16 protein-coding genes are annotated in these 19,653 nt (G+C 60.0%); 12 read left to right on the forward strand and 4 right to left on the reverse strand.

The window, feature by feature from the left end:
* Positions 1-99: 99 nt before the first annotated feature.
* Together HDC32_RS16135 and HDC32_RS16140 are read right to left on the reverse strand one after the other, a co-directional pair.
* Positions 100-660: a response regulator transcription factor gene (locus tag HDC32_RS16135; RefSeq protein ID WP_003171731.1), complete on the reverse strand. Its 561-nt coding sequence runs from the start codon at positions 658-660 to the stop codon at positions 100-102.
* Entirely contained in the window at positions 653-1,915 is a 1,263-nt protein-coding gene (locus HDC32_RS16140) for an ATP-binding protein (protein WP_184744663.1), read from the reverse strand. Before HDC32_RS16140 ends, HDC32_RS16135 begins: the two co-directional genes overlap by 8 nt.
* A gap of 204 nt (positions 1,916-2,119) precedes the next feature.
* On the opposite strand from HDC32_RS16140, the gene HDC32_RS16145 reads away from it, so the two are divergent.
* The 10 genes from HDC32_RS16145 to HDC32_RS16190 all read left to right on the forward strand — a co-directional run bounded on the left by HDC32_RS16145 (position 2,120) and on the right by HDC32_RS16190 (position 15,527).
* Positions 2,120-2,833 (forward strand): SIMPL domain-containing protein, encoded by a 714-nt coding sequence (locus tag HDC32_RS16145; protein ID WP_145335359.1) that lies wholly within the window; start codon positions 2,120-2,122, stop codon positions 2,831-2,833.
* Between the two features lie 92 nt (positions 2,834-2,925).
* Entirely contained in the window at positions 2,926-4,527 is a 1,602-nt protein-coding gene (locus HDC32_RS16150) for an ABC transporter substrate-binding protein (RefSeq protein WP_131698455.1), read from the forward strand.
* Positions 4,528-4,785: 258 nt separating this feature from the next.
* The gene (locus HDC32_RS16155) at positions 4,786-6,414 is read left to right on the forward strand and encodes an ABC transporter substrate-binding protein (protein WP_131698456.1); all 1,629 of its coding nucleotides are present in this window, start codon (positions 4,786-4,788) and stop codon (positions 6,412-6,414) included.
* Between the two features lie 304 nt (positions 6,415-6,718).
* Entirely contained in the window at positions 6,719-8,323 is a 1,605-nt protein-coding gene (locus HDC32_RS16160) for an ABC transporter substrate-binding protein (RefSeq protein ID WP_131698457.1), read from the forward strand.
* A gap of 171 nt (positions 8,324-8,494) precedes the next feature.
* Positions 8,495-9,892, forward strand: coding sequence for an OprD family outer membrane porin (locus HDC32_RS16165; protein WP_184744665.1), 1,398 nt, complete (start codon positions 8,495-8,497; stop codon positions 9,890-9,892).
* Positions 9,893-9,972: 80 nt separating this feature from the next.
* The gene (locus HDC32_RS16170) at positions 9,973-11,568 is read left to right on the forward strand and encodes an ABC transporter substrate-binding protein (RefSeq protein ID WP_184744667.1); all 1,596 of its coding nucleotides are present in this window, start codon (positions 9,973-9,975) and stop codon (positions 11,566-11,568) included.
* A gap of 76 nt (positions 11,569-11,644) precedes the next feature.
* Positions 11,645-12,655, forward strand: a complete 1,011-nt coding sequence (locus HDC32_RS16175) for an ABC transporter permease subunit (RefSeq protein ID WP_003171721.1) — start codon at positions 11,645-11,647, stop codon at positions 12,653-12,655.
* Positions 12,656-12,665: 10 nt separating this feature from the next.
* Positions 12,666-13,577, forward strand: a complete 912-nt coding sequence (locus HDC32_RS16180; protein WP_131698460.1) for an ABC transporter permease subunit — start codon at positions 12,666-12,668, stop codon at positions 13,575-13,577.
* Positions 13,578-13,587: 10 nt separating this feature from the next.
* Positions 13,588-14,556 (forward strand): ABC transporter ATP-binding protein, encoded by a 969-nt coding sequence (locus HDC32_RS16185; protein ID WP_131698461.1) that lies wholly within the window; start codon positions 13,588-13,590, stop codon positions 14,554-14,556.
* On the forward strand, positions 14,556-15,527 hold the full coding sequence (locus tag HDC32_RS16190) for a peptide ABC transporter ATP-binding protein (protein ID WP_017138288.1): 972 nt from the start codon (positions 14,556-14,558) through the stop codon (positions 15,525-15,527). Before HDC32_RS16185 ends, HDC32_RS16190 begins: the two co-directional genes overlap by 1 nt.
* A gap of 129 nt (positions 15,528-15,656) precedes the next feature.
* Here the strand turns inward: HDC32_RS16190 and HDC32_RS16195 are convergent, their stop codons facing one another.
* Both HDC32_RS16195 and HDC32_RS16200 read right to left on the reverse strand, forming a co-directional pair.
* On the reverse strand, positions 15,657-15,902 hold the full coding sequence (locus HDC32_RS16195) for a hypothetical protein (RefSeq protein WP_131698462.1): 246 nt from the start codon (positions 15,900-15,902) through the stop codon (positions 15,657-15,659).
* 195 nt (positions 15,903-16,097) lie between these two features.
* Positions 16,098-17,681: a peptide chain release factor 3 gene (locus tag HDC32_RS16200; protein WP_131698463.1), complete on the reverse strand. Its 1,584-nt coding sequence runs from the start codon at positions 17,679-17,681 to the stop codon at positions 16,098-16,100.
* 295 nt (positions 17,682-17,976) lie between these two features.
* On the opposite strand from HDC32_RS16200, the gene HDC32_RS16205 reads away from it, so the two are divergent.
* Both HDC32_RS16205 and HDC32_RS16210 read left to right on the forward strand, forming a co-directional pair.
* A complete protein-coding gene (locus HDC32_RS16205) occupies positions 17,977-18,729 on the forward strand; it encodes an ABC transporter permease (RefSeq protein ID WP_242460935.1) in 753 nt (250 codons plus the stop codon).
* A gap of 20 nt (positions 18,730-18,749) precedes the next feature.
* Positions 18,750-19,643, forward strand: coding sequence for a glycine betaine ABC transporter substrate-binding protein (locus HDC32_RS16210; protein ID WP_131698464.1), 894 nt, complete (start codon positions 18,750-18,752; stop codon positions 19,641-19,643).
* The last annotated feature ends 10 nt before the right edge of the window (positions 19,644-19,653 follow it).

Raw genomic sequence — 19,653 nt, forward strand, 5'->3', positions numbered from 1 at the left:
GTTCAGGCTCGATAGGAGGGTGGTGACAGGCGTTTGAACCGATCATAGATGATCGGTTCAGGGCTCCGTGCGGCCTGAAGCGGGTTGTTCAGCTTAGGTTCAGCGGCGTACCGGACGCTTCTGCAGCTTGCGTTGCAGGGTGCGCCGGTGCATGCCCAGGGCGCGGGCAGTGGCAGAGATATTGCCTTCGTGTTCGGTGAGGACGCGCTGGATGTGTTCCCACTGCAGGCGGTCCACCGACATCGGGTTTTCAGGCACCAGGGTGTCGAGGTCGGCGTGCTCGGACAGCAACGCAGCCAGTACGTCATCGGCATCCGCCGGCTTGCACAGGTAGTTGCAGGCACCGCGCTTGATTGCTTCGACGGCCGTGGCGATGCTGGAGTAACCGGTGAGGATCACCACGCGCATTTCCGGGTCGAGCTCCAGCAGTTTGGGCAACAGCACCAGGCCGGAGTCGCCGTCCATTTTCAGGTCGAGCGCGGCGTAGTCCGGCAAGTCGGCCTGGGCGATGGTCAGGCCTTCTTCGGCGGAGCCTGCGGTGCTCACGCGAAAGCCGCGACGGCTCATGGCGCGCGCCATCACGCGGGTAAACGTGGCGTCATCATCTACCAGCAACAGATGCGGCAGTTCTTCGCCTTCGACTTGGATCTCGTCACTCATCGATATCTCCTCGTGCGACACGGGGCAGGCGCAGCTCGGTGAGCGTGCCGCCTTCCTCATGACTATAGAGCTTCACTGAGCCGCCCGCGCGGGTCACGCTGGCCTTGCTCAAAAACAGGCCCAGGCCGAAGCCTTTGCCCTTGGTGGTAAAGAAAGGTTTGCCGATCTGCTCAGCAATGGCCAGCGGCACGCCTGCGCCGTGATCGCGGATGCTGATCGTCAGGTCATCCACATCCCAGTCCAGCCGGACTTCCAGGCCTTCGGGGCAGGCGTCGGCGGCGTTGTTCAGCAGGTTGAGCAAGGCTTGGGTCAGGTCCGGCGGTGGCGCCAGGCGCGGAACAGTGCCCTGCCCCAGCAGATGGAAACGGTAGCTGGCCTCGGGGCGCATCAAATGCCAGCGGTTCAGGGCTTCGTCGAGCCACTGGGTCACGTCCTGCATATCTACCGCCAGGCGGCGATTGGCTTCAGCCGCGCGTACCAGTTGCTGCAAGGTTTGCTTGCATTGCTTGACCTGTTCGCGCAGCACGCCGAGATCCTCTTGCAGCACCGGGTCGTGGTGGTCCTGGGTCATTTCGTTGAGCAGCACGCTCATGGTCGCCAACGGCGTGCCCAATTCGTGAGCCGCACCGGCGGCCTGGGTGGCGACGGCGAGCAGTTGCTGGTCACGCAGGCCTTCTTCGCGGCGAATGGCGCGCAGTTCTTCCTGGCGGCGCAGCTCTTCGGCCATGCGCGCGGCAAAGAAGGTGATCACGGCGGCAGACAGGGCAAAGCTCAGCCACATCCCGTAGATCTGCAGGTTTTCGCGGGCGATGGGGAACGTTTGCAACGGATAGAACTGCGCCAGCAGCAAGGTGTACAGGGTCAGGGCGATGCCCGACAGCACCACCGAGTAGCGCCACGGCAAGGTCACCGCGGCGATGGTCAGTGGCACCAGGTAATAAGAAACGAACGGGTTGGTGGAACCGCCGGAGAAATACAGCAACACACTGTGGATAAACAGGTCGCAGGCCAATTGCAGGGCGTATTCCAGCTCGGTCACCGGCCATGTGGTACGCAACCGAATGGCGGTAAATACACACAGCACGATGGAGAAACCCAGGGTCACGCCCAATTGCAGCCACGGCAGCGGCAGCAGGTCGAACCAATAGGCAAGCCCGACCGAACCGGCCTGTGCGGCCAGTACCAGGGTACGGATGAACGTCAGGCGCCAAAGGTTCTGGCGGGTGGCGGAAGTCAGTTTTACGGCGGCGAGCATGAGCTCTCCCGATGAGCGCTGCAGGCGGATCGGCAGGAGTATAAACGAAGCAAGCGCGCTGGCATGGCGCGTGTGGCTCTTTGCCGCAGGCCGAGCGAACAACCGTTCGTCGGCGTCCGCACGATGTGTAGCGAATATGTAAACCCGAAGAACCCGATACCACCGTCTACAGTCATACCGATACGAACACCCTAAGGAGCTTCCATGTCTCGTTTCACTCGCAGTGCAGTTGTTCTCACCCTCAGTGCCAGCGCCCTGGCCAGCCTTCCGGCACTGGCCGCCGATGCACTGAATTACAACCAGATATCCCTGCGCGCCGAGGTCAGCCAGGAAGTGGCCCGCGACAAGATGATCGTCACCCTCTACACCGAGTCCCAGAACCCCGACCCGGCCAAGCTCGCGGCCGAAATCACCACCACCATGAACAAGGCCCTGGGCCAGGCGCGCGAAGTCCAAGGCGTGACCCTGCGCCAGGGCAGCCGTAACAGCTACCCGATCTACGACAACAAGAACCAGAAGATCACCGGCTGGCGCGAGCGCGCCGAACTGCGCCTGGAAAGCGCGGACTTCCCGGCGCTGTCCAAACTCACCGGCGAGTTGCTCAACACCCTGAAAATGGAAAACATGGACTTCGCCATCGCCGACACCACGCGCAAGACCAGCGAAGACGCCCTGCTCAAGGACGCGGTTGCCGCCTTTAAAGCACGCGCGCAACTGGCCACCGATGCGTTAGGCGGCAAGGGCTACAAGATCGTCAACTTGAACTTCAACACCAATGGCTACCCACAACCTTATGCCCGTGGCGGAATGATGATGAAGGCGGCCATGATGGATTCAGCACCGACGCCGGAAGTGGAGGCAGGTACCAGCCAGGTCAGCATGAGCGCCGATGGGGTGATCGAAGTGCAGATGCCGTAACCCCTACCCGACAAACCTGAACGGCGGTAACCTCGGTGACCGCCGTTTTTGTTTGGGCAGCTTTTATATGCCTGCCACTTTTAGGGGTCTCCATGGAAAGAACCACCTTCAAACCACTCCTCTTTACCGCCGGCCTGCTGGCCTTTATGCCGATGGCCCACGCAGCCAGCACCCTGGTCTACTGCTCCGAAGCCAGCCCCGCCGGTTTCGACCCCAGCCAGTACACCAGCGGCACCGACTTCGATGCGTCCGCCGAAACCGTGTTCAACCGCTTGACCCAGTTCAAGCGTGGCGGCACCGAAGTGGAACCAGGCCTGGCCACCCGCTGGGAGGTGTCCAAAGACGGCCTGACCTACACCTTCCACCTGCGCGATGGCGTCAAGTTCCACACCACTGACTTCTTCAAACCCACCCGCGATTTCAACGCGGATGACGTGCTGTTTACCTTCAATCGCCTGCTGGATGCCGAGAGCCCGTTCCGCAAGGCCTACCCTTCCGAATCGCCGTACTTCACCGACATGGGCCTGAACACCACGATCAAGAGCGTCGACAAACTCGACGAGCACACCGTGCGTTTCAACCTGAACAACGTCGATGCCTCGTTCGTGCAGAACCTGGCCATGAGTTTCGCCTCCGTGCAATCGGCCGAGTACGCCGCCCAGCTATTGAAGGAAGGCAAGGCCGAAGACATCAACCAGAAACCGGTGGGCACCGGGCCGTTCGTGTTCAAGCGTTACCAGAAGGACTCGCAGATCCGCTACGTGGCAAATAAACAGTATTGGAAACCCGAGGATGTGAAGCTCGACAACCTGGTGTTCGCCATCACCCCGGACGCCGCCTCGCGCCTGCAAAAGCTCAAGGCCGGCGAATGCCAGGTCAGCGGCTACCCGCGCCCGTCGGACATCGAGGTGATGAAGCAGGACCCCAACCTGCGCGTGCTGCAGCAAGCCGGTTTCAACCTGGGCTTTCTGGCCTACAACGTGACCCATCCACCGCTGGATCAACTCAAGGTCCGCCAGGCCCTGGACATGGCCATCGACAAGCCGGCGATCATCAAGGCCGTGTACCAGAGCGCCGGACAATTGGCGCAGAACGCACTGCCACCGGCGCAGTGGTCTTATGACCCGTCCATCAAGGATGCCCCGCACGATCCGACCAAGGCCCGCGCGCTACTAAAAGAAGCAGGGGTTGCACCAGGTACCACCATCAACCTGTGGGCGATGACCGTGCAACGCGCCTCCAATCCGAATGCACGCATGTCGGCACAAATGATCCAGCAGGATTGGGAGAAAGTCGGCATCAAGGCCAATATCGTCAGCTATGAGTGGGGCGAATACATCAAGCGCGCCAAAAATGGCGAGCACGATGCGATGATTTATGGCTGGACCGGCGACAACGGCGACCCGGATAACTGGCTCGGTGTGCTCTACAGTTGTGCTGCGGTCAAGGGCAGCAACTACGCCAAATGGTGTAACCCCGCCTATGACAAGCTGGTGCAGCAGGCCAAAGTCAGCAGTGACCGTGAACAGCGCATCAAGTGGTATCAACAGGCACAGAAAATCCTTAAGGAACAAGTACCTATAACGCCTATTGCAAACTCGACGGTTTTCCAACCGCTGCGCAGGGAAGTGAAGGACTTCAAGATCAGCCCCTTCGGGCTGACACCGTTCTACGGCGTGAGTCTAGATAAGTAACAGCAATGCCCCAACCGAGTGCGCCAGACGCCTCGGTTGACCCTTCGTGGTGCGCGCCATGCACCGAAAAAAACCTATAAATATGCTCAAATATGTCAAAACTTTCATAATTGCGACATTCCTGTACGTTCGTACCACTCTTTCTACCTTCCAACGGTTCAGCATCTTGCAATGGGTATGGCGCCTGCATAAGTATCCGCAGGCCGACTCACGAGGTCGCCCTCACCACCAAAAATGACAACAAATCATGAGGCCAACATGCTTAAACACGCAGTCCTTCCGTTATTAGTGAGCGCTGGCCTTATGGCCGCGGCCCCTTTCGCCCAAGCGGCGACTAACCTGGTGTTCTGCTCCGAAGGGAGCCCGGCCGGTTTTGACCCAGGCCAGTACACCACCGGAACAGACTTCGATGCCTCGGCCGAAACCATGTTCAACCGTCTGAGCCAGTTCGAACGAGGCGGCACCGCCGTTGTTCCTGGCCTTGCCACCAGCTGGGACGTGTCCCCGGATGGCCTGACCTACACCTTCCACCTGCGCGAAGGCGTCAAGTTCCATACCACCCCGTACTTCAAGCCCACCCGTGAGTTCTCGGCTGACGACGTACTGTTCACCTTCAACCGGATGATCAATAAAGACGATCCATTCCGTAAGGCTTACCCCACTGAGTTCCCGTACTTCACGGACATGGGGATGGACACCAACATCAAGAACATCGAGAAGGTCGATGCCCACACCGTCAAGTTCACCCTTGGCACCGTGGACGCCGCTTTCATCCAGAACCTGGCAATGAGCTTCGCTTCCATCCAATCGGCTGAATACGCAGCCCAACTGTTGAAGGAAGGCAAACCTGCGGACATCAACCAGAAACCGGTCGGTACTGGCCCGTTCGTATTCAAGAGCTACCAGAAAGACTCGAACATTCGCTACACCGGCAACAAGGACTACTGGAAACCTGAAGACGTGAAGATCGATAACCTGATCTTCGCCATCACCACCGACCCGTCGGTGCGTATCCAGAAGCTGAAGAAAAACGAGTGCCAGATCACCCTGTTCCCACGTCCGGCCGACCTCAAGGCGCTGGGTGAAGACAAGGACCTGAAACTGCCGCACCAGGCCGGTTTCAACCTGGGCTATGTCGCCTACAACGTCATGGACAAGATCAAGGGCAGCGACCAGCCAAACCCACTGGCTGACCTGCGCGTACGCCAGGCGCTGGACATGTCGGTGAACAAGCAGCAGATCATCGACTCCGTCTACCAGGGCGCAGGTCAACTGGCGGTCAACGCCATGCCGCCAACCCAATGGTCCTACGACAACACCATCAAGGACGCCAAGTACGATCCCGAGAAAGCCAAGGCGCTGCTCAAGGAAGCGGGTGTCAAGGAAGGTACCGAGATCGTTCTGTGGGCGATGCCCGTTCAGCGTCCGTACAACCCGAACGCCAAGCTGATGGCTGAAATGCTGCAAAACGACTGGTCCAAGATCGGCCTGAAGGTCAAGATCACCAGCTACGAGTGGGGCGAGTACATCAAGCGCTCTAAAGGCGGCGAGAACCAGGCCATGATCATTGGCTGGAGCGGCGACAACGGTGACCCGGACAACTGGCTGAACGTGCTGTTCGGCTGCGACTCCCTGGCCGGCAACAACTTCTCCAAGTGGTGCGACAAGAAATTCGACGGCGTCGTGAAAGAAGCCAAGGCTACGTCGGACGTCGCCAAACGCACCGAGCTGTATAAGCAGGCGCAACATATCCTCAAAGATGCAGTCCCGATGACACCTATCGCGCACTCGACGGTGTATCAACCCATGCGCAACACCGTACAGGACTTCAAGATCAGCCCGTTTGGCCTGAACTCCTTCTATGGCGTGAGCGTAAGCGGCAAGTAAGGACCAATGACGGTGGCGCTTCATAACGTCGCCGTTATTGCATCCGCCTGGACCGTAGGAAATAGACCACGCTAGCAATCGCCGCGTCCTACAGCTGCGAACTGCGACAAGCAGCTCTTTTGCCTACAAGGTCAGTCCGATTTGGCGCATTTACTGCGAAGTCCGCGACCCATACCGTCGTAGGACAGCAGAGGCTCCAACCTGGAAAAGGCACTTGCTGTGTGTGGGATCAGTAATGTCACCCTGGCCGTACGCCCGGGTGATTGCTTGCTGATGACAACTACAAACAAGGATCGGGATCGTCATGCGCCATACCACCGTTCTATCCGCAATTTTTGGCTCCAGCCTGCTGGCCATAGCCACGATGGGCCAGGCGGCCGACAAGAAGAGCCTGGTGTTCTGCTCCGAAGGCAGCCCGGCGGGGTTCGACACCGCGCAATACACCACCGCCACCGATAACGATGTGGCCGAGCCGCTGTACAACCGCCTGGTTGAGTTTGAAAAGGGCGCGACCAACGTCGTACCTGGACTGGCGACCAAGTGGGATATTTCCGAAGACGGCCTGACCTACACCTTTCACCTGCGTGAAGGGGTGAAATTCCACAGCAACAAGGAATTCAAGCCGACGCGGGACTTCAACGCCGACGACGTGCTGTTCACCTTCAACCGCATGCTTGACCCCGACCACCCGTTTCGCAAGGCCTACCCCACCGAGTTTCCGTATTTCAACGGGATGAGCCTGAACAAGAACATCGCCAAGGTCGAAAAAACCGATCCGCACACCGTGGTGATGACGCTCAACTCGGTCGACGCTGCGTTCGTGCAGAACATCGCCATGAGCTTTGCCGCCATCCTGTCGGCCGAATACGCCGAGCAGTTGCTCAAGGAAGGCAAGCCCAGCGACATCAACCAGAAGCCGATCGGCACTGGCCCCTTTGTCTTCCAGCGCTACCAGAAAGACTCGCAGATCCGCTATGTGGGTAACAAACAGTACTGGGACCCGAGCAAGGTCAAGCTGGACCAGCTGATTTTTGCCATCAACACCGACGCCTCGGTGCGCGTGCAAAAGCTCAAGGCCGGCGAATGCCAGGTCACCCTGCATCCCCGCCCGGCCGACGTCGACGCGCTCAAGGCCGACCCGAACCTGCAACTGCTGACCAAGCCGGGTTTCAACTTGGGCTACATCGCCTACAACGTGCGCCACAAGCCGTTCGACCAGCTCGAAGTGCGCCAGGCGCTGGACATGGCGGTGAACAAGCAGAGCATCTTGAATGCCGTGTACCAGGGCGCGGGGCAGTTGGCAGTCAATGCCATGCCACCGACCCAATGGTCCTACGACGACAGCATCAAGGACGCCGCCTACAACCCGGAAAAAGCCAAGGAACTGCTCAAGGCCGCCGGCGTGAAGGAAGGTACCGAGATCACCCTGTGGGCGATGCCGGTGCAACGGCCGTACAACCCCAACGCCAAGCTGATGGCCGAGATGCTGCAAAGCGACTGGGCCAAGATCGGACTGAAGGTCAAGATCGTCAGCTACGAGTGGGGCGAATACATCAAGCGCACCAAGAACGGTGAGCACGATGTCAGCCTGATCGGCTGGACCGGCGACAACGGTGACCCGGACAACTGGCTGGGCACCCTCTACAGCTGCGACGCCATCGGTGGGAACAACTACTCAATGTGGTGTGACCCGGCGTACGACAAGCTGATCAAGCAAGCCAAGGTCGTCACCGACCGAGAACAAAGGACTGTTCTGTACAAACAGGCGCAGCAACTGCTCAAGCAGCAGGTGCCGATCACGCCCGTAGCCCACTCGACGGTCAATCAGCCGTTAAGCGTCAAAGTCGAAGGATTCAAAGTAAGCCCCTTCGGCCGCAACGTGTTCTCGGGCGTCAGTATTACCCCATAAGAAAATAACCGGATTGCAGGGAGCGAAGTTGGCTCTCTCGCAAACGCGCAGCCTTTTGTTGGGATTTTTCCTACAGCAAACGTTTGCACCAGCTTGATCGAGTTACACACCCAATAGCCGGATCACCAAAAAAGACCGGCATTAAAAAGAGAACCAAAGGAGCTTCAACCCATGAAACTGAGCAGCAAAGCGCTTCTGGCCCTGGCCATCAGCACCATCACGGCAACCGCCTACGCTGAAACCCAAAGCCAGGACTTCGTTCCTACCACGTTGGCCGGCACCAGCGCTCAAAGCGAGGCCAAAGGCTTTATCGACGGTCAAAGCCTGGGCGGTACTACCCGTAACTGGTACTCCACCGAGAAGAGATTCCGTGGCCAGCGTTTCTCCTACGAGAAACACAATCAGACGCGCACCGACGCAAACCGCACCAACTGGGTACAAGGCACCATCCTCAACTACTCCTCGGGCTTCACCCAAGGCACCGTAGGTGTGGCGACCGAAGTCGCGGCTTACAACGCCGTGGTCCTGGACCGCAGCAAGCGAGATATCAAGGGCGGATCCAACCGTACCCTGGCTGACTCCGACGGTGATGCAGTAGGCCAATGGAGCAAGCTGGGCCTGGCTAACGTCAAGTTCCGCGTGTCCAACACCACCTTGACCGCCGGTCGCCAGAACTTCAGCAGCGGCATCGTCGACACCATCGGCAACCGTGCCCTGCCGTCGAGCTTCGAAGGTGTGAGCTTCAACAGCGAAGAGCTGAGCAACCTGTCGTTCCAAGGCGGTATTTTCGATCGCGTTTCGCCGCGTACCGAGCAGAGCCTGACCAAATTCGTATCCGAGTACGGCAACGGCCAAGAGACCGACAAGGTCAAAACCCTGGGCTTCAACTACCAGCCGTTCAAGAGCCTCAAGACCAGCGTTTTCGCCGCTAACGTCGAAGACTTCTGGAACCAGTACTACTTCGGTGCCACCCACGAATTGGGTGATGCACAGACCCTGGCACTGACCACCGGCCTGAACTACTACAAAACCACCGACACCGGCAGCAAGAAGATGGGCAACATCGACAACGACACTTACTCGTTGTCCCTGGGGCTGACCCACCAGGCTCACAGCCTGACCTTCTCGTACCAGGAAGTTAACGGTAACGAGTACTTCGACTACCTGCACGAAACCAACGGCATCTACCTGGCCAACTCCCTGACGTCCGACTTCAACGCCCCGAACGAGAAGTCCTTCCAGGTCGCCTACGGCATCAACATGGCCGAATACGGCGTGCCAGGCCTGAAGTTCAACGTCTACTCGGCACGCGGCTGGGGCATCGACGGTACCCACTACACCGGCACGGCTTATGGCACCGCTGGCAGGTCCCGCAGCGACCTGCGTCTGATGGACGGCGAGAAGCACCAGGAATACGGCGTTGGCACCTCCTACGCGATTCAGAGCGGCCCACTCAAGGCAACCACTATCCGTGGCACCTACGTGACTCACCGCGCCAGCGCAGAACAGCCTGACGGCAACATCAAAGAGTTCCGTCTGGTCACCACCATCCCGTTCAACATTCTTTAATTAGCGCCAGGTAGACGGCGGGCTCAGGACGAGCCCGCCGTCTACGCTTGTCTGGTCCCATCGATTGCAGAGGGCTCTGAATGAAAATGCTCCCGCTACAAGCTGCCGTTGCCGCTGCGCTGTTAAGCGTCGCTATCGGCGTATCGGCCAAACCCCTGGTGGTCTGCACCGAAGCCAGTCCGGAAGGCTTCGATCCGGTCCTGTACACCACCGCCGTCACCGCCGATGCCGCCGCTGAAACCATGTTCAACCGTTTGGTGGACTTCAAGCCCGGCACCACCGAGATCGTGCCAGCGCTCGCCACTTCCTGGGAAATCAGTGACGACGGCCTGACCTATACATTTCATCTGCGCGATGACGTCAAGTTCCACACCACCGACTACTTCAAACCCACGCGCAACATGAATGCCGACGACGTGCTCTGGAGCTTCCAGCGCCAGCTGGACCCAAAACACCCATGGCACAACAAGTCCACCGTGGGCTACCCGTACTTTGAAAGCATGGGCTTCAAGGAACTGCTCAAGAGCGTGGAGAAGACCGATGACCATACCGTGGTCTTCACCCTGACCCGCCCTGAGGCACCGTTCCTGGCCGATGTCGCGATGCCGTTTACCGCCATCCACTCCGCCGAGTACGCCGACAAGCTACTCGCCGCTGGCAAGACCGAAGAGCTCAACAGCAAGCCGATCGGCACCGGCCCGTTCATTTTCACGCGCTACCAGAAGGATGCTCAGGTGCGCTTCAAGGCCAACCCGGAGTACTTCCGTGGCAAGCCTCCGGCGGATCCGTTGATCCTGGCCATTGCGGTCGACAACAACGTGCGCCTGCAGAAGCTCAAGGCCAACGAATGCCAGATCGCGCTGTATCCCAAGCCCGATGACCTTCCCAGCATCAAGAAAGACCCGAACCTGAAGGTCGCCGAACTGGCGGCGATGACCACCGCCTACACCGCCCTGAACACCACCCACAAGTACATGAGCGACGCGCGGGTGCGCCACGCGATCAACATCGCGTTCGACAAGAAAGGCTACAACGAATCCCTGTATGGCAAAGGCAACGCCGTTGATGCCACCGGCCCGTATCCACCGACCCTGCTGGGCTTCAACGACAAGCTGAAAAACCCTGAGCGCGACCTGGACAAGGCCCGTGCCCTGCTCAAGGAAGCCGGCGTACCGGAAGGCACCGAGTTCACCCTGTTCACCCGTAACGGCGGCGGTCCGACCAACCCTAACCCAATGCTCGGCGCCCAGCGCATGCAGGCGGATCTGGCGCAAATCGGCCTGAAAGTGAACATCAAGGTCATGGAATGGGGCGAGATGCTCAAGCGCGCCAAAGCCGGCGAGCACGACATGGTTTCTGCCGGCTGGGCCGGTGATAACGGCGACCCGGATAACTTCCTCACGCCGAACCTGAGTTGCGATGCAGCCAAAAACGGCGAAAACTACGCACGCTGGTGTAACAAAGAGTTTCAGGACTTGATCGATAAGGCCCGTGCTATCGCTGAACCCACTGAACGCGCCGCACTCTATGAACAAGCACTGGACGTTTTCGACAAGGACCAACCATGGATTCCCATGGCTTACCCGAAAATGTTCACCGCCATGCGCAAGAACGTCGAGGGTTATACCCAAAGTCCTCTGACGAACAATAACTTCGCCACTACCCAGGTGAAGTAAATAAGAGAAACGCTCGGCACCGCCCACCAGGACGGTGCCGAACCTGCCTAACCGGCTGATTGAGGTACACCACAAGATGTTTAGTTTTATTGCCCGCCGACTGGGGTTATTGATCCCCACGTTTTTCGGCATCACGTTGCTCACGTTTGCGTTGATACGCATGATCCCTGGCGACCCTGTCGAAGTCATGATGGGCGAGCGGCGCGTCGACCCCGAGATGCACGCACAGGCAATGGAACGCCTTGGCCTTAACAAGCCGCTGTATGCGCAATACCTGGACTATGTCGGCAAGCTCGCCCAGGGCGACCTTGGCGAATCGCTGCGCACCCGCACCAGCGTGTGGACCGAGTTCACCGCCCTCTTCCCGGCGACCCTGGAGCTGTCCATGGCCGCCCTGCTGTTCGCCGGCATCCTGGGCCTGTTGGCCGGGGTGATCGCGGCACTCAAACGAGGATCCCTGTTCGACCATGGAGTGATGGGCATCTCCCTGGCGGGCTATTCGATGCCGATCTTCTGGTGGGGCCTGATCCTGATCATGTTCTTCTCCGTGAGCCTGGGCTGGACCCCGGTTTCCGGGCGTATCGACCTGCTCTACGACATTGAGCCGCGCACCGGCTTCATGCTGATCGACACCCTGCTGGCTGACGAGCCGGACGCGTTCTGGGATGCGCTGCACCACCTGATCCTGCCGGCCATCGTGCTCGGCACCATCCCGTTGGCAGTGATCGCGCGGATGACCCGTTCATCCATGCTCGAAGTGCTGCGTGAAGACTACATCCGTACCGCCAAGGCCAAAGGCCTGTCGCCGGCGCGCGTGGTGTTCGTGCACGGCCTGCGTAACGCGTTGATCCCGGTACTCACCGTGGTCGGCCTGCAAGTCGGCACCCTGCTGGCCGGTGCGGTCCTGACCGAAACCATCTTCTCGTGGCCCGGCATCGGCAAATGGCTGATCGAAGCCATTGGCGCGCGGGACTACCCGGTGGTGCAAAACGGCATCCTGCTGATCGCCTGTCTGGTGATCCTGGTGAACTTCGTGGTGGACATCCTCTACGGCTTCGCCAACCCACGCATCCGTCACCAGCGCTGAGATCATGACCATGACCACACCTACTCAAGTGTCAGCAGTCGATCAAAGCCTGCTGTACCCGTCGCCGTACAAAGAATTCTGGCAAGCCTTCTCCAAGAACAAAGGCGCGGTTGCCGGCCTGCTGTTCATGTTGCTGATCGTGTTCTGCGCGATCTTCGCCCCCTGGGTAGCGCCGCATAACCCCACCGAGCAATACCGTGATTTCCTGCTGACCCCGCCGTCGTGGCTGGAAGGCGGGCAGATCCAGTTCCTGCTCGGCACCGATGAGCTGGGCCGCGACCTGCTCTCGCGCCTGATCCAGGGCTCGCGCCTCTCGTTGCTGATCGGCTTGTCGTCGGTAGTGATGTCGCTGATCCCGGGCATCCTGCTGGGCCTGTTCGCCGGGTTCTTCCCGCGCCTGCTTGGCCCGACCATCATGCGCCTGATGGACATCATGCTGGCCCTGCCGTCGCTGCTGCTGGCGGTTGCCATTGTCGCGATCCTCGGCCCTGGCCTGATCAACACCGTGATCGCCATCGCTATCGTCTCGCTGCCGTCCTATGTACGTCTGACCCGCGCTGCGGTGATGGGCGAACTGAACCGCGACTACGTGACTGCCGCGCGCCTCGCCGGCGCCGGCCTGCCCCGCCTGATGTTCATCACCGTGCTGCCTAACTGCATGGCACCGCTGATCGTTCAGGCCACCTTGAGTTTTTCTTCCGCGATCCTCGATGCCGCCGCGCTGGGCTTCCTCGGCTTGGGCGTACAACCGCCAACGCCTGAGTGGGGCACCATGCTGGCTTCGGCTCGCGACTACATCGAACGCGCATGGTGGGTCGTCAGCCTGCCGGGCTTGACCATTTTGCTCAGCGTGCTGGCAATCAACTTGATGGGTGACGGCCTGCGCGACGCGCTGGACCCGAAACTCAAGAACGCCGCCTGAGGAGATTCCCATGTCACTGTTAGAAATCAAGAATCTCAACGTCCGCTTCGGCGACAAGACCGCCGTGCCGGTGGTCGATGGCCTCGATATTTCCGTCGACAAAGGCGAAGTCCTTGCCATCGTTGGCGAGTCGGGCTCGGGTAAATCCGTGACCATGATGGCGCTGATGGGCCTGATCGAGCACCCCGGCATCGTCACCGCCGACGCCCTGAACTTCGACGGCAAGGACATGCTCAAGCTGAGCAACCGCCAGCGCCGCCAGATCGTCGGCAAAGACCTGGCGATGGTGTTCCAGGACCCGATGACCGCGCTGAACCCCAGCTACACCGTGGGTTTCCAGATTGAAGAAGTGCTGCGCCTGCACCTGAAGATGTCCGGCAAACAAGCGCGTAAACGGGCCATCGAGTTGTTGGAAAAAGTCGAGATCCCCGGCGCTGCCAGCCGTATGGATGCCTACCCGCACCAACTGTCCGGCGGTATGAGCCAGCGAGTAGCCATCGCCATGGCGATTGCCGGCGAACCGAAATTGCTGATCGCCGACGAACCGACCACCGCGTTGGACGTGACCATCCAGGCGCAGATCATGGAACTGCTGCTGGCCCTTCAGAAAGAGCAGAACATGGGCCTGGTGCTGATCACCCACGACCTCGCGGTCGTGGCTGAAACCGCCCAGCGTGTGTGCGTGATGTACGCCGGCCAAGCGGTGGAAGTCGGCCAGGTGCCGCAACTGTTCGACATCCCGGCGCATCCGTACAGCGAAGCGCTGCTCAAGGCGATTCCCGAGCACAGCCTCGGCGCCACGCGCCTGGCCACGCTGCCGGGTATCGTGCCTGGCCGCTATGACCGCCCGCAGGGTTGCCTGCTGTCGCCACGCTGCCCGTATGTGCAGGAATCCTGCCGTGCCCAGCGACCCAGCCTTGATCCGAAAAGCAACAGCCTTGCGCGATGCTTCTACCCCTTGAACCAGGAGGTGGCGTAATGGCCGTCGTTCTTACCGCCCGCGACCTCACCCGTCACTACGAAGTGTCCCGTGGCCTGTTCAAGGGCCATGCGCTGGTACGCGCGCTTAATGGTGTGTCGTTTGAACTGGAAGCCGGCAAGACCCTCGCGGTTGTAGGCGAGTCGGGTTGCGGCAAATCCACCCTGGCCCGTGCGCTGACGCTGATTGAAGAGCCGTCTTCAGGCTCTCTGAAAATCGCCGGCCAGGAAGTCGCCGGCGCCGACAAGGCCCAGCGCAAGCAACTGCGCAAAGACGTGCAGATGGTGTTCCAGAGCCCCTACGCCTCGTTGAACCCACGCCAGAAGGTCGGTGATCAACTGGGCGAACCGCTGTTGATCAACACCAACCTGTCCGCCGCCGAACGTCGCGAGAAAGTGCAGGCGATGATGAAGCAAGTGGGCCTGCGCCCTGAGCATTATCAGCGCTACCCGCATATGTTCTCCGGTGGCCAGCGCCAGCGCATTGCCCTGGCCCGCGCGATGATGCTGCAACCGAAAGTGCTGGTGGCGGATGAACCGACCTCGGCCCTCGACGTATCGATCCAGGCCCAGGTGCTCAACCTGTTCATGGACCTGCAGCAGGAGTTCAACACCGCCTACGTGTTCATCTCCCACAACCTCGCGGTGGTGCAGCACGTTGCCGATGACGTGATGGTGATGTACCTCGGCCGCCCGGTGGAAGTTGGCCCCAAGGAAGATATCTACGCCCGCCCCCTGCACCCGTACACCCAGGCGCTGCTGTCGGCCACCCCGACCATTCATCCGGATCCGAACAAACCGAAGATCAAAATCGTTGGTGAGTTGCCTAACCCACTGAACCCGCCGCCAGGCTGCGCTTTTCACAAGCGCTGCCCGTATGCGACGGCGCGTTGCAGCAGCGAGGAGCCGCAGTTGCGGGCGTTGGATAACCGCCAGGTGGCTTGCCACTACGCGGAGCAATTCGTGGCCTGAAACCCTGTGACGGCATTCCCACGCGGAGCGTGGGAATGATCAATGTGTAAGCAGTGAATACAGCGTTCTACAGCCCTTCCCGTCAGGTTGCGCATCAGCCTGGCGGGAGGGGCTTTCTTTTGGATGCAATTAACTGTCGCCGTCGTCGTAGGTTTCGCTGTCTTCCCCTTCGTTGTAGGGGTTTTCTGCGTCCTCTTTTGGCGCGGGCTGGGCCTGGGGTTGCCAACTGCCGGAGTTGACCTCGTTCTGCTTTTTCTTGGTGACCGGGCCGGTGTCTTTCCACTGCGGCGCTCCTGCGCCCGCCAGCGCCGGAAGGGTCGTCAGCCCCAGGACGGCCAGCAACACCAGGGGAATGGCGCGTTGAGCATTTCGCACGGTGGTCTCCTTTACAGTCGGTGGGTAAACGCTAGACCCGATGCCGGATTCTCGCCAATCCCATGCCTGGTGGAGACCAAAAATGTGGGAGGGGGCTTGCCCCCGATAGCGTAGTGTCAGCCCCCAAGGTACTGGCTGACACACTGCTATCGGGGGGAAGCCCCCTCCCACATTTTGTTTTGCGGCGCTCGGACCTTAGTGGTGCTCGCGGGTCGCGCGGAATTTCACATCCGGCCAGCGCTCTTCCATCAACGCCAGGTTCACCCGGGTCGGGGCCAGGTAGGTCAGATGACCACCGCCATCGACCGCGAGGTTTTCCACGGCCTTGTTGGAGAACTCTTCCAGCTTCTTCTTATCGGCGCATTCGATCCAGCGCGCGGAGTACACGGTGATCGGCTCGTAGGAGCACTCGACCTTGTATTCCTCTTTCAAGCGACTGGCGACCACATCGAACTGCAGCACGCCGACGGCGCCGAGGATGATGTCGTTGCTGCGCTCGGGGAAGAACACCTGGGTCGCGCCCTCCTCTGCCAGTTGCTGCAGGCCTTGGCGCAGTTGCTTGGATTTCAGCGGGTCACGCAGGCGCACGCGGCGGAACAGTTCCGGAGCGAAGTGCGGGATACCGGTGAAGCCCAGCGCTTCGCCTTCGGTGAAGGTGTCGCCGATCTGGATGGTGCCGTGGTTGTGCAGGCCGATGATGTCGCCGGCGTAGGCCTCTTCGAGCTGTTCACGCTCGGAGGAGAAGAACGTCAGGGCGTCGCCGATGCGCACGTCCTTGCCGGTGCGCACGTGGCGCATCTTCATGCCTTTTTCGTATTTGCCCGAGCAGATGCGCATGAAGGCAATACGGTCGCGGTGCTTGGGGTCCATGTTCGCCTGGATCTTGAACACGAAGCCGGTGAATTTCTCTTCCACCGGTTCCACGGTGCGCTCGTTGGCAACGCGGGCCAGAGGCTTCGGCGCCCAGTTCACGACGGCGTCGAGCACGTGGTCGACGCCGAAGTTGCCCAGGGCGGTCCCGAAGAACACCGGGGTCAGTTGGCCGTCGAGGAATTCCTGCTGGTTGAACTCATGGCAGGCGCCCTGCACCAGTTCCAACTGGTCGACAAAGCGGTCGTACTCGTCACCCAGGTGGGCGCGGGCTTCGTCGGAGTCGAGCTTCTCGATGATTTTCACATCGGTGCGTTCGTGACCGTGGCCGGCGGTGTAGACAATGATGTAGTCGTCGGCCAGGTGGTACACACCCTTGAAGTCGCGGTAGCAACCGATCGGCCAGGTGATCGGCGCGGCCTTGATCTTCAGGACGGCTTCGATTTCATCCAACAATTCGATCGGGTCGCGGATGTCGCGGTCGAGTTTGTTGATGAAGCTGACAATCGGCGTGTCACGCAGGCGGCACACGTCCATCAGCGCGATGGTACGTGGCTCGACGCCCTTACCGCCGTCGAGGACCATCAGTGCCGAGTCCACCGCAGTCAGGGTGCGGTAGGTGTCTTCGGAGAAGTCTTCGTGGCCCGGGGTGTCGAGCAGGTTGACCATGTGGTCGCGATACGGGAACTGCATGACCGACGTGGTAATGGAAATACCCCGTTGTTTTTCCATTTCCATCCAGTCGGAGGTGGCATGGCGGTCGGATTTGCGGGATTTCACCGTGCCGGCCACTGCGATCGCCTTGCCCATCAGCAGGAGCTTCTCGGTGATGGTGGTTTTACCGGCATCGGGGTGGGAAATAATGGCGAAAGTGCGGCGTTTCGCGACTTCGGCGGCCTGGTGGGTCATGGGAAATCGCCTGGCAGGTGAGTCAAAAAAGGGCGGCGAGTATAGCGCAAACCGCGAGTGACGGACCACCGTTCACCCCTTTGGGGGTGGCTAAATACTGCCAACTGTGGAACCTTTTAAAAGGTAGAGACGTCCACTCCCCTGCTATCGCACTCGGAACAGGGGCTGAAAAATCAGCAAGTTAGCCTGACGAGGCTGCGCTTATGGCTCGATTTGATACCGCGTTGCCGGTATTGGCGAGCTGCTTTTCGCGAACTCATTCAGAGGCAGCCAGGAATGGCATTGCCGCTCGGAAATGTGTTCGCCGACAAAAGAAAAAAGGAGTCCGCCTGTGGCTATTCGCTATGGCAAAGGGCTGATAGGAGGAGTGGTTGTCGTCGCTCTCCTGGCCCTGCTGGTCCACTGGATCGGCATCAACACGATCGAACTGTACCGCGACGATTTGTTGTTTTACCTGCAAGCTCATTTGATCCTTGTTCTAGTCTCCATGCTGGCGGCCCTGATTGTGGGCATCCCCGCCGGTATCCTGCTCAGCCGACCGAACATGGTCGGGCGCGCAGAACGCTTCATGCAGATCTTCAACATCGGCAACACCGTCCCCCCTCTGGCCGTACTGGCCATCGCCCTCGGCGTCCTCGGCATCGGCAGCGGCCCGGCCATCTTCGCGCTGTTCCTCGCCTCCCTGTTGCCCATCGTGCGCAACACCTACGAAGGCCTCAAAAACGTTCAGGGCTCGCTGAAAGAAGCCGCCACCGGCATCGGCATGACCCCGCGCCAGGTGCTGTTTCGTGTCGAACTGCCGAATGCCGTGCCGATCATCATCGGTGGCGTTCGCGTGGCACTGGCGATCAACGTCGGTACCGCACCGCTGGCGTTCCTGATTGGTGCCAACAGCCTGGGCAGCCTGATTTTCCCCGGCATCGCCCTGAACAATCAGCCGCAACTGCTGCTTGGTGCCGCATGCACCGCACTGCTGGCATTGCTGCTCGACGGTCTGGTGACCATGGCCAGCCGCCTCTGGCTGGAACGCGGGTTGCGTCCGTCTTAAGGCTTGGCAAAGGAAATCACATGAAAAGACTGACCTTGATATTGAGCTGCGTCCTGCTGTTTGCAGGTTTTGCGCAAGCGGCTGAAAAACCGGTAATTCGCATCGGCGCACGGGTGTTCACCGAACAGACCCTGCTGGCCGAAATCACCTCCCAGTACCTGCGCACCAAGGGCTACGACGCCCGCGTGACCGGCGGCCTGGGCAGCAACCTGGCGCGCAGTGCCCAGGAAAGCGGGCAACTGGACCTGATCTGGGAATACACCGGCGTGTCGCTGGTGGCCTACAACCATGTGGACGAGAAGCTCGACAGCGAACAGTCCTACGCCCGGGTCAAAGAACTCGACGCGAAAAAAGGCCTGGCCTGGCTGTCGCCGTCGAAATTCAGCAACACCTACGCCCTGGCATTGCCGGAAAACGTGGCCAAGGAATTCCCGCAGATCAACACCATCAGCGACCTGACCCAAGCCCTTGCCGAGAAAACCAAAGGCACGCGCCTGGTGGCCCTGGACACCGAGTTCGCCAACCGTTCCGACGGCATGGGCGGCATGGTCAAGCTGTACGACATGAACCTGACGCGTAAAAACACCCGGCAGATGGACGCCGGCCTGGTCTACACCGCGTTGCGTAACGGCCAGGTGTTTGCCGGTCTGGTCTACACCACCGACGGTCGCCTGAACGCGTTCAAGTTGAAGCTGCTGGAAGACGACAAGCACTACTTCCCGGACTACACCGCCGCCCCGGTGATTCGCCAGCAATACCTCGACCAGCACCCTCAACTGGCCGCCGAGCTCAAGCCATTGGCCGAACTGTTCAACGACGCAACCATGCGCGAGTTGAATGCACGGGTCGACGTCGAGCATGAAAGCCCATCCGCTGTTGCCGCCGATTTCCTGCGCCAACATCCGATCAACTAAGAAGGAGAAG

Origin of the sequence: Pseudomonas sp. JAI120, from assembly GCF_014207255.1 — a bacterium.
Lineage (GTDB): Bacteria > Pseudomonadota > Gammaproteobacteria > Pseudomonadales > Pseudomonadaceae > Aquipseudomonas.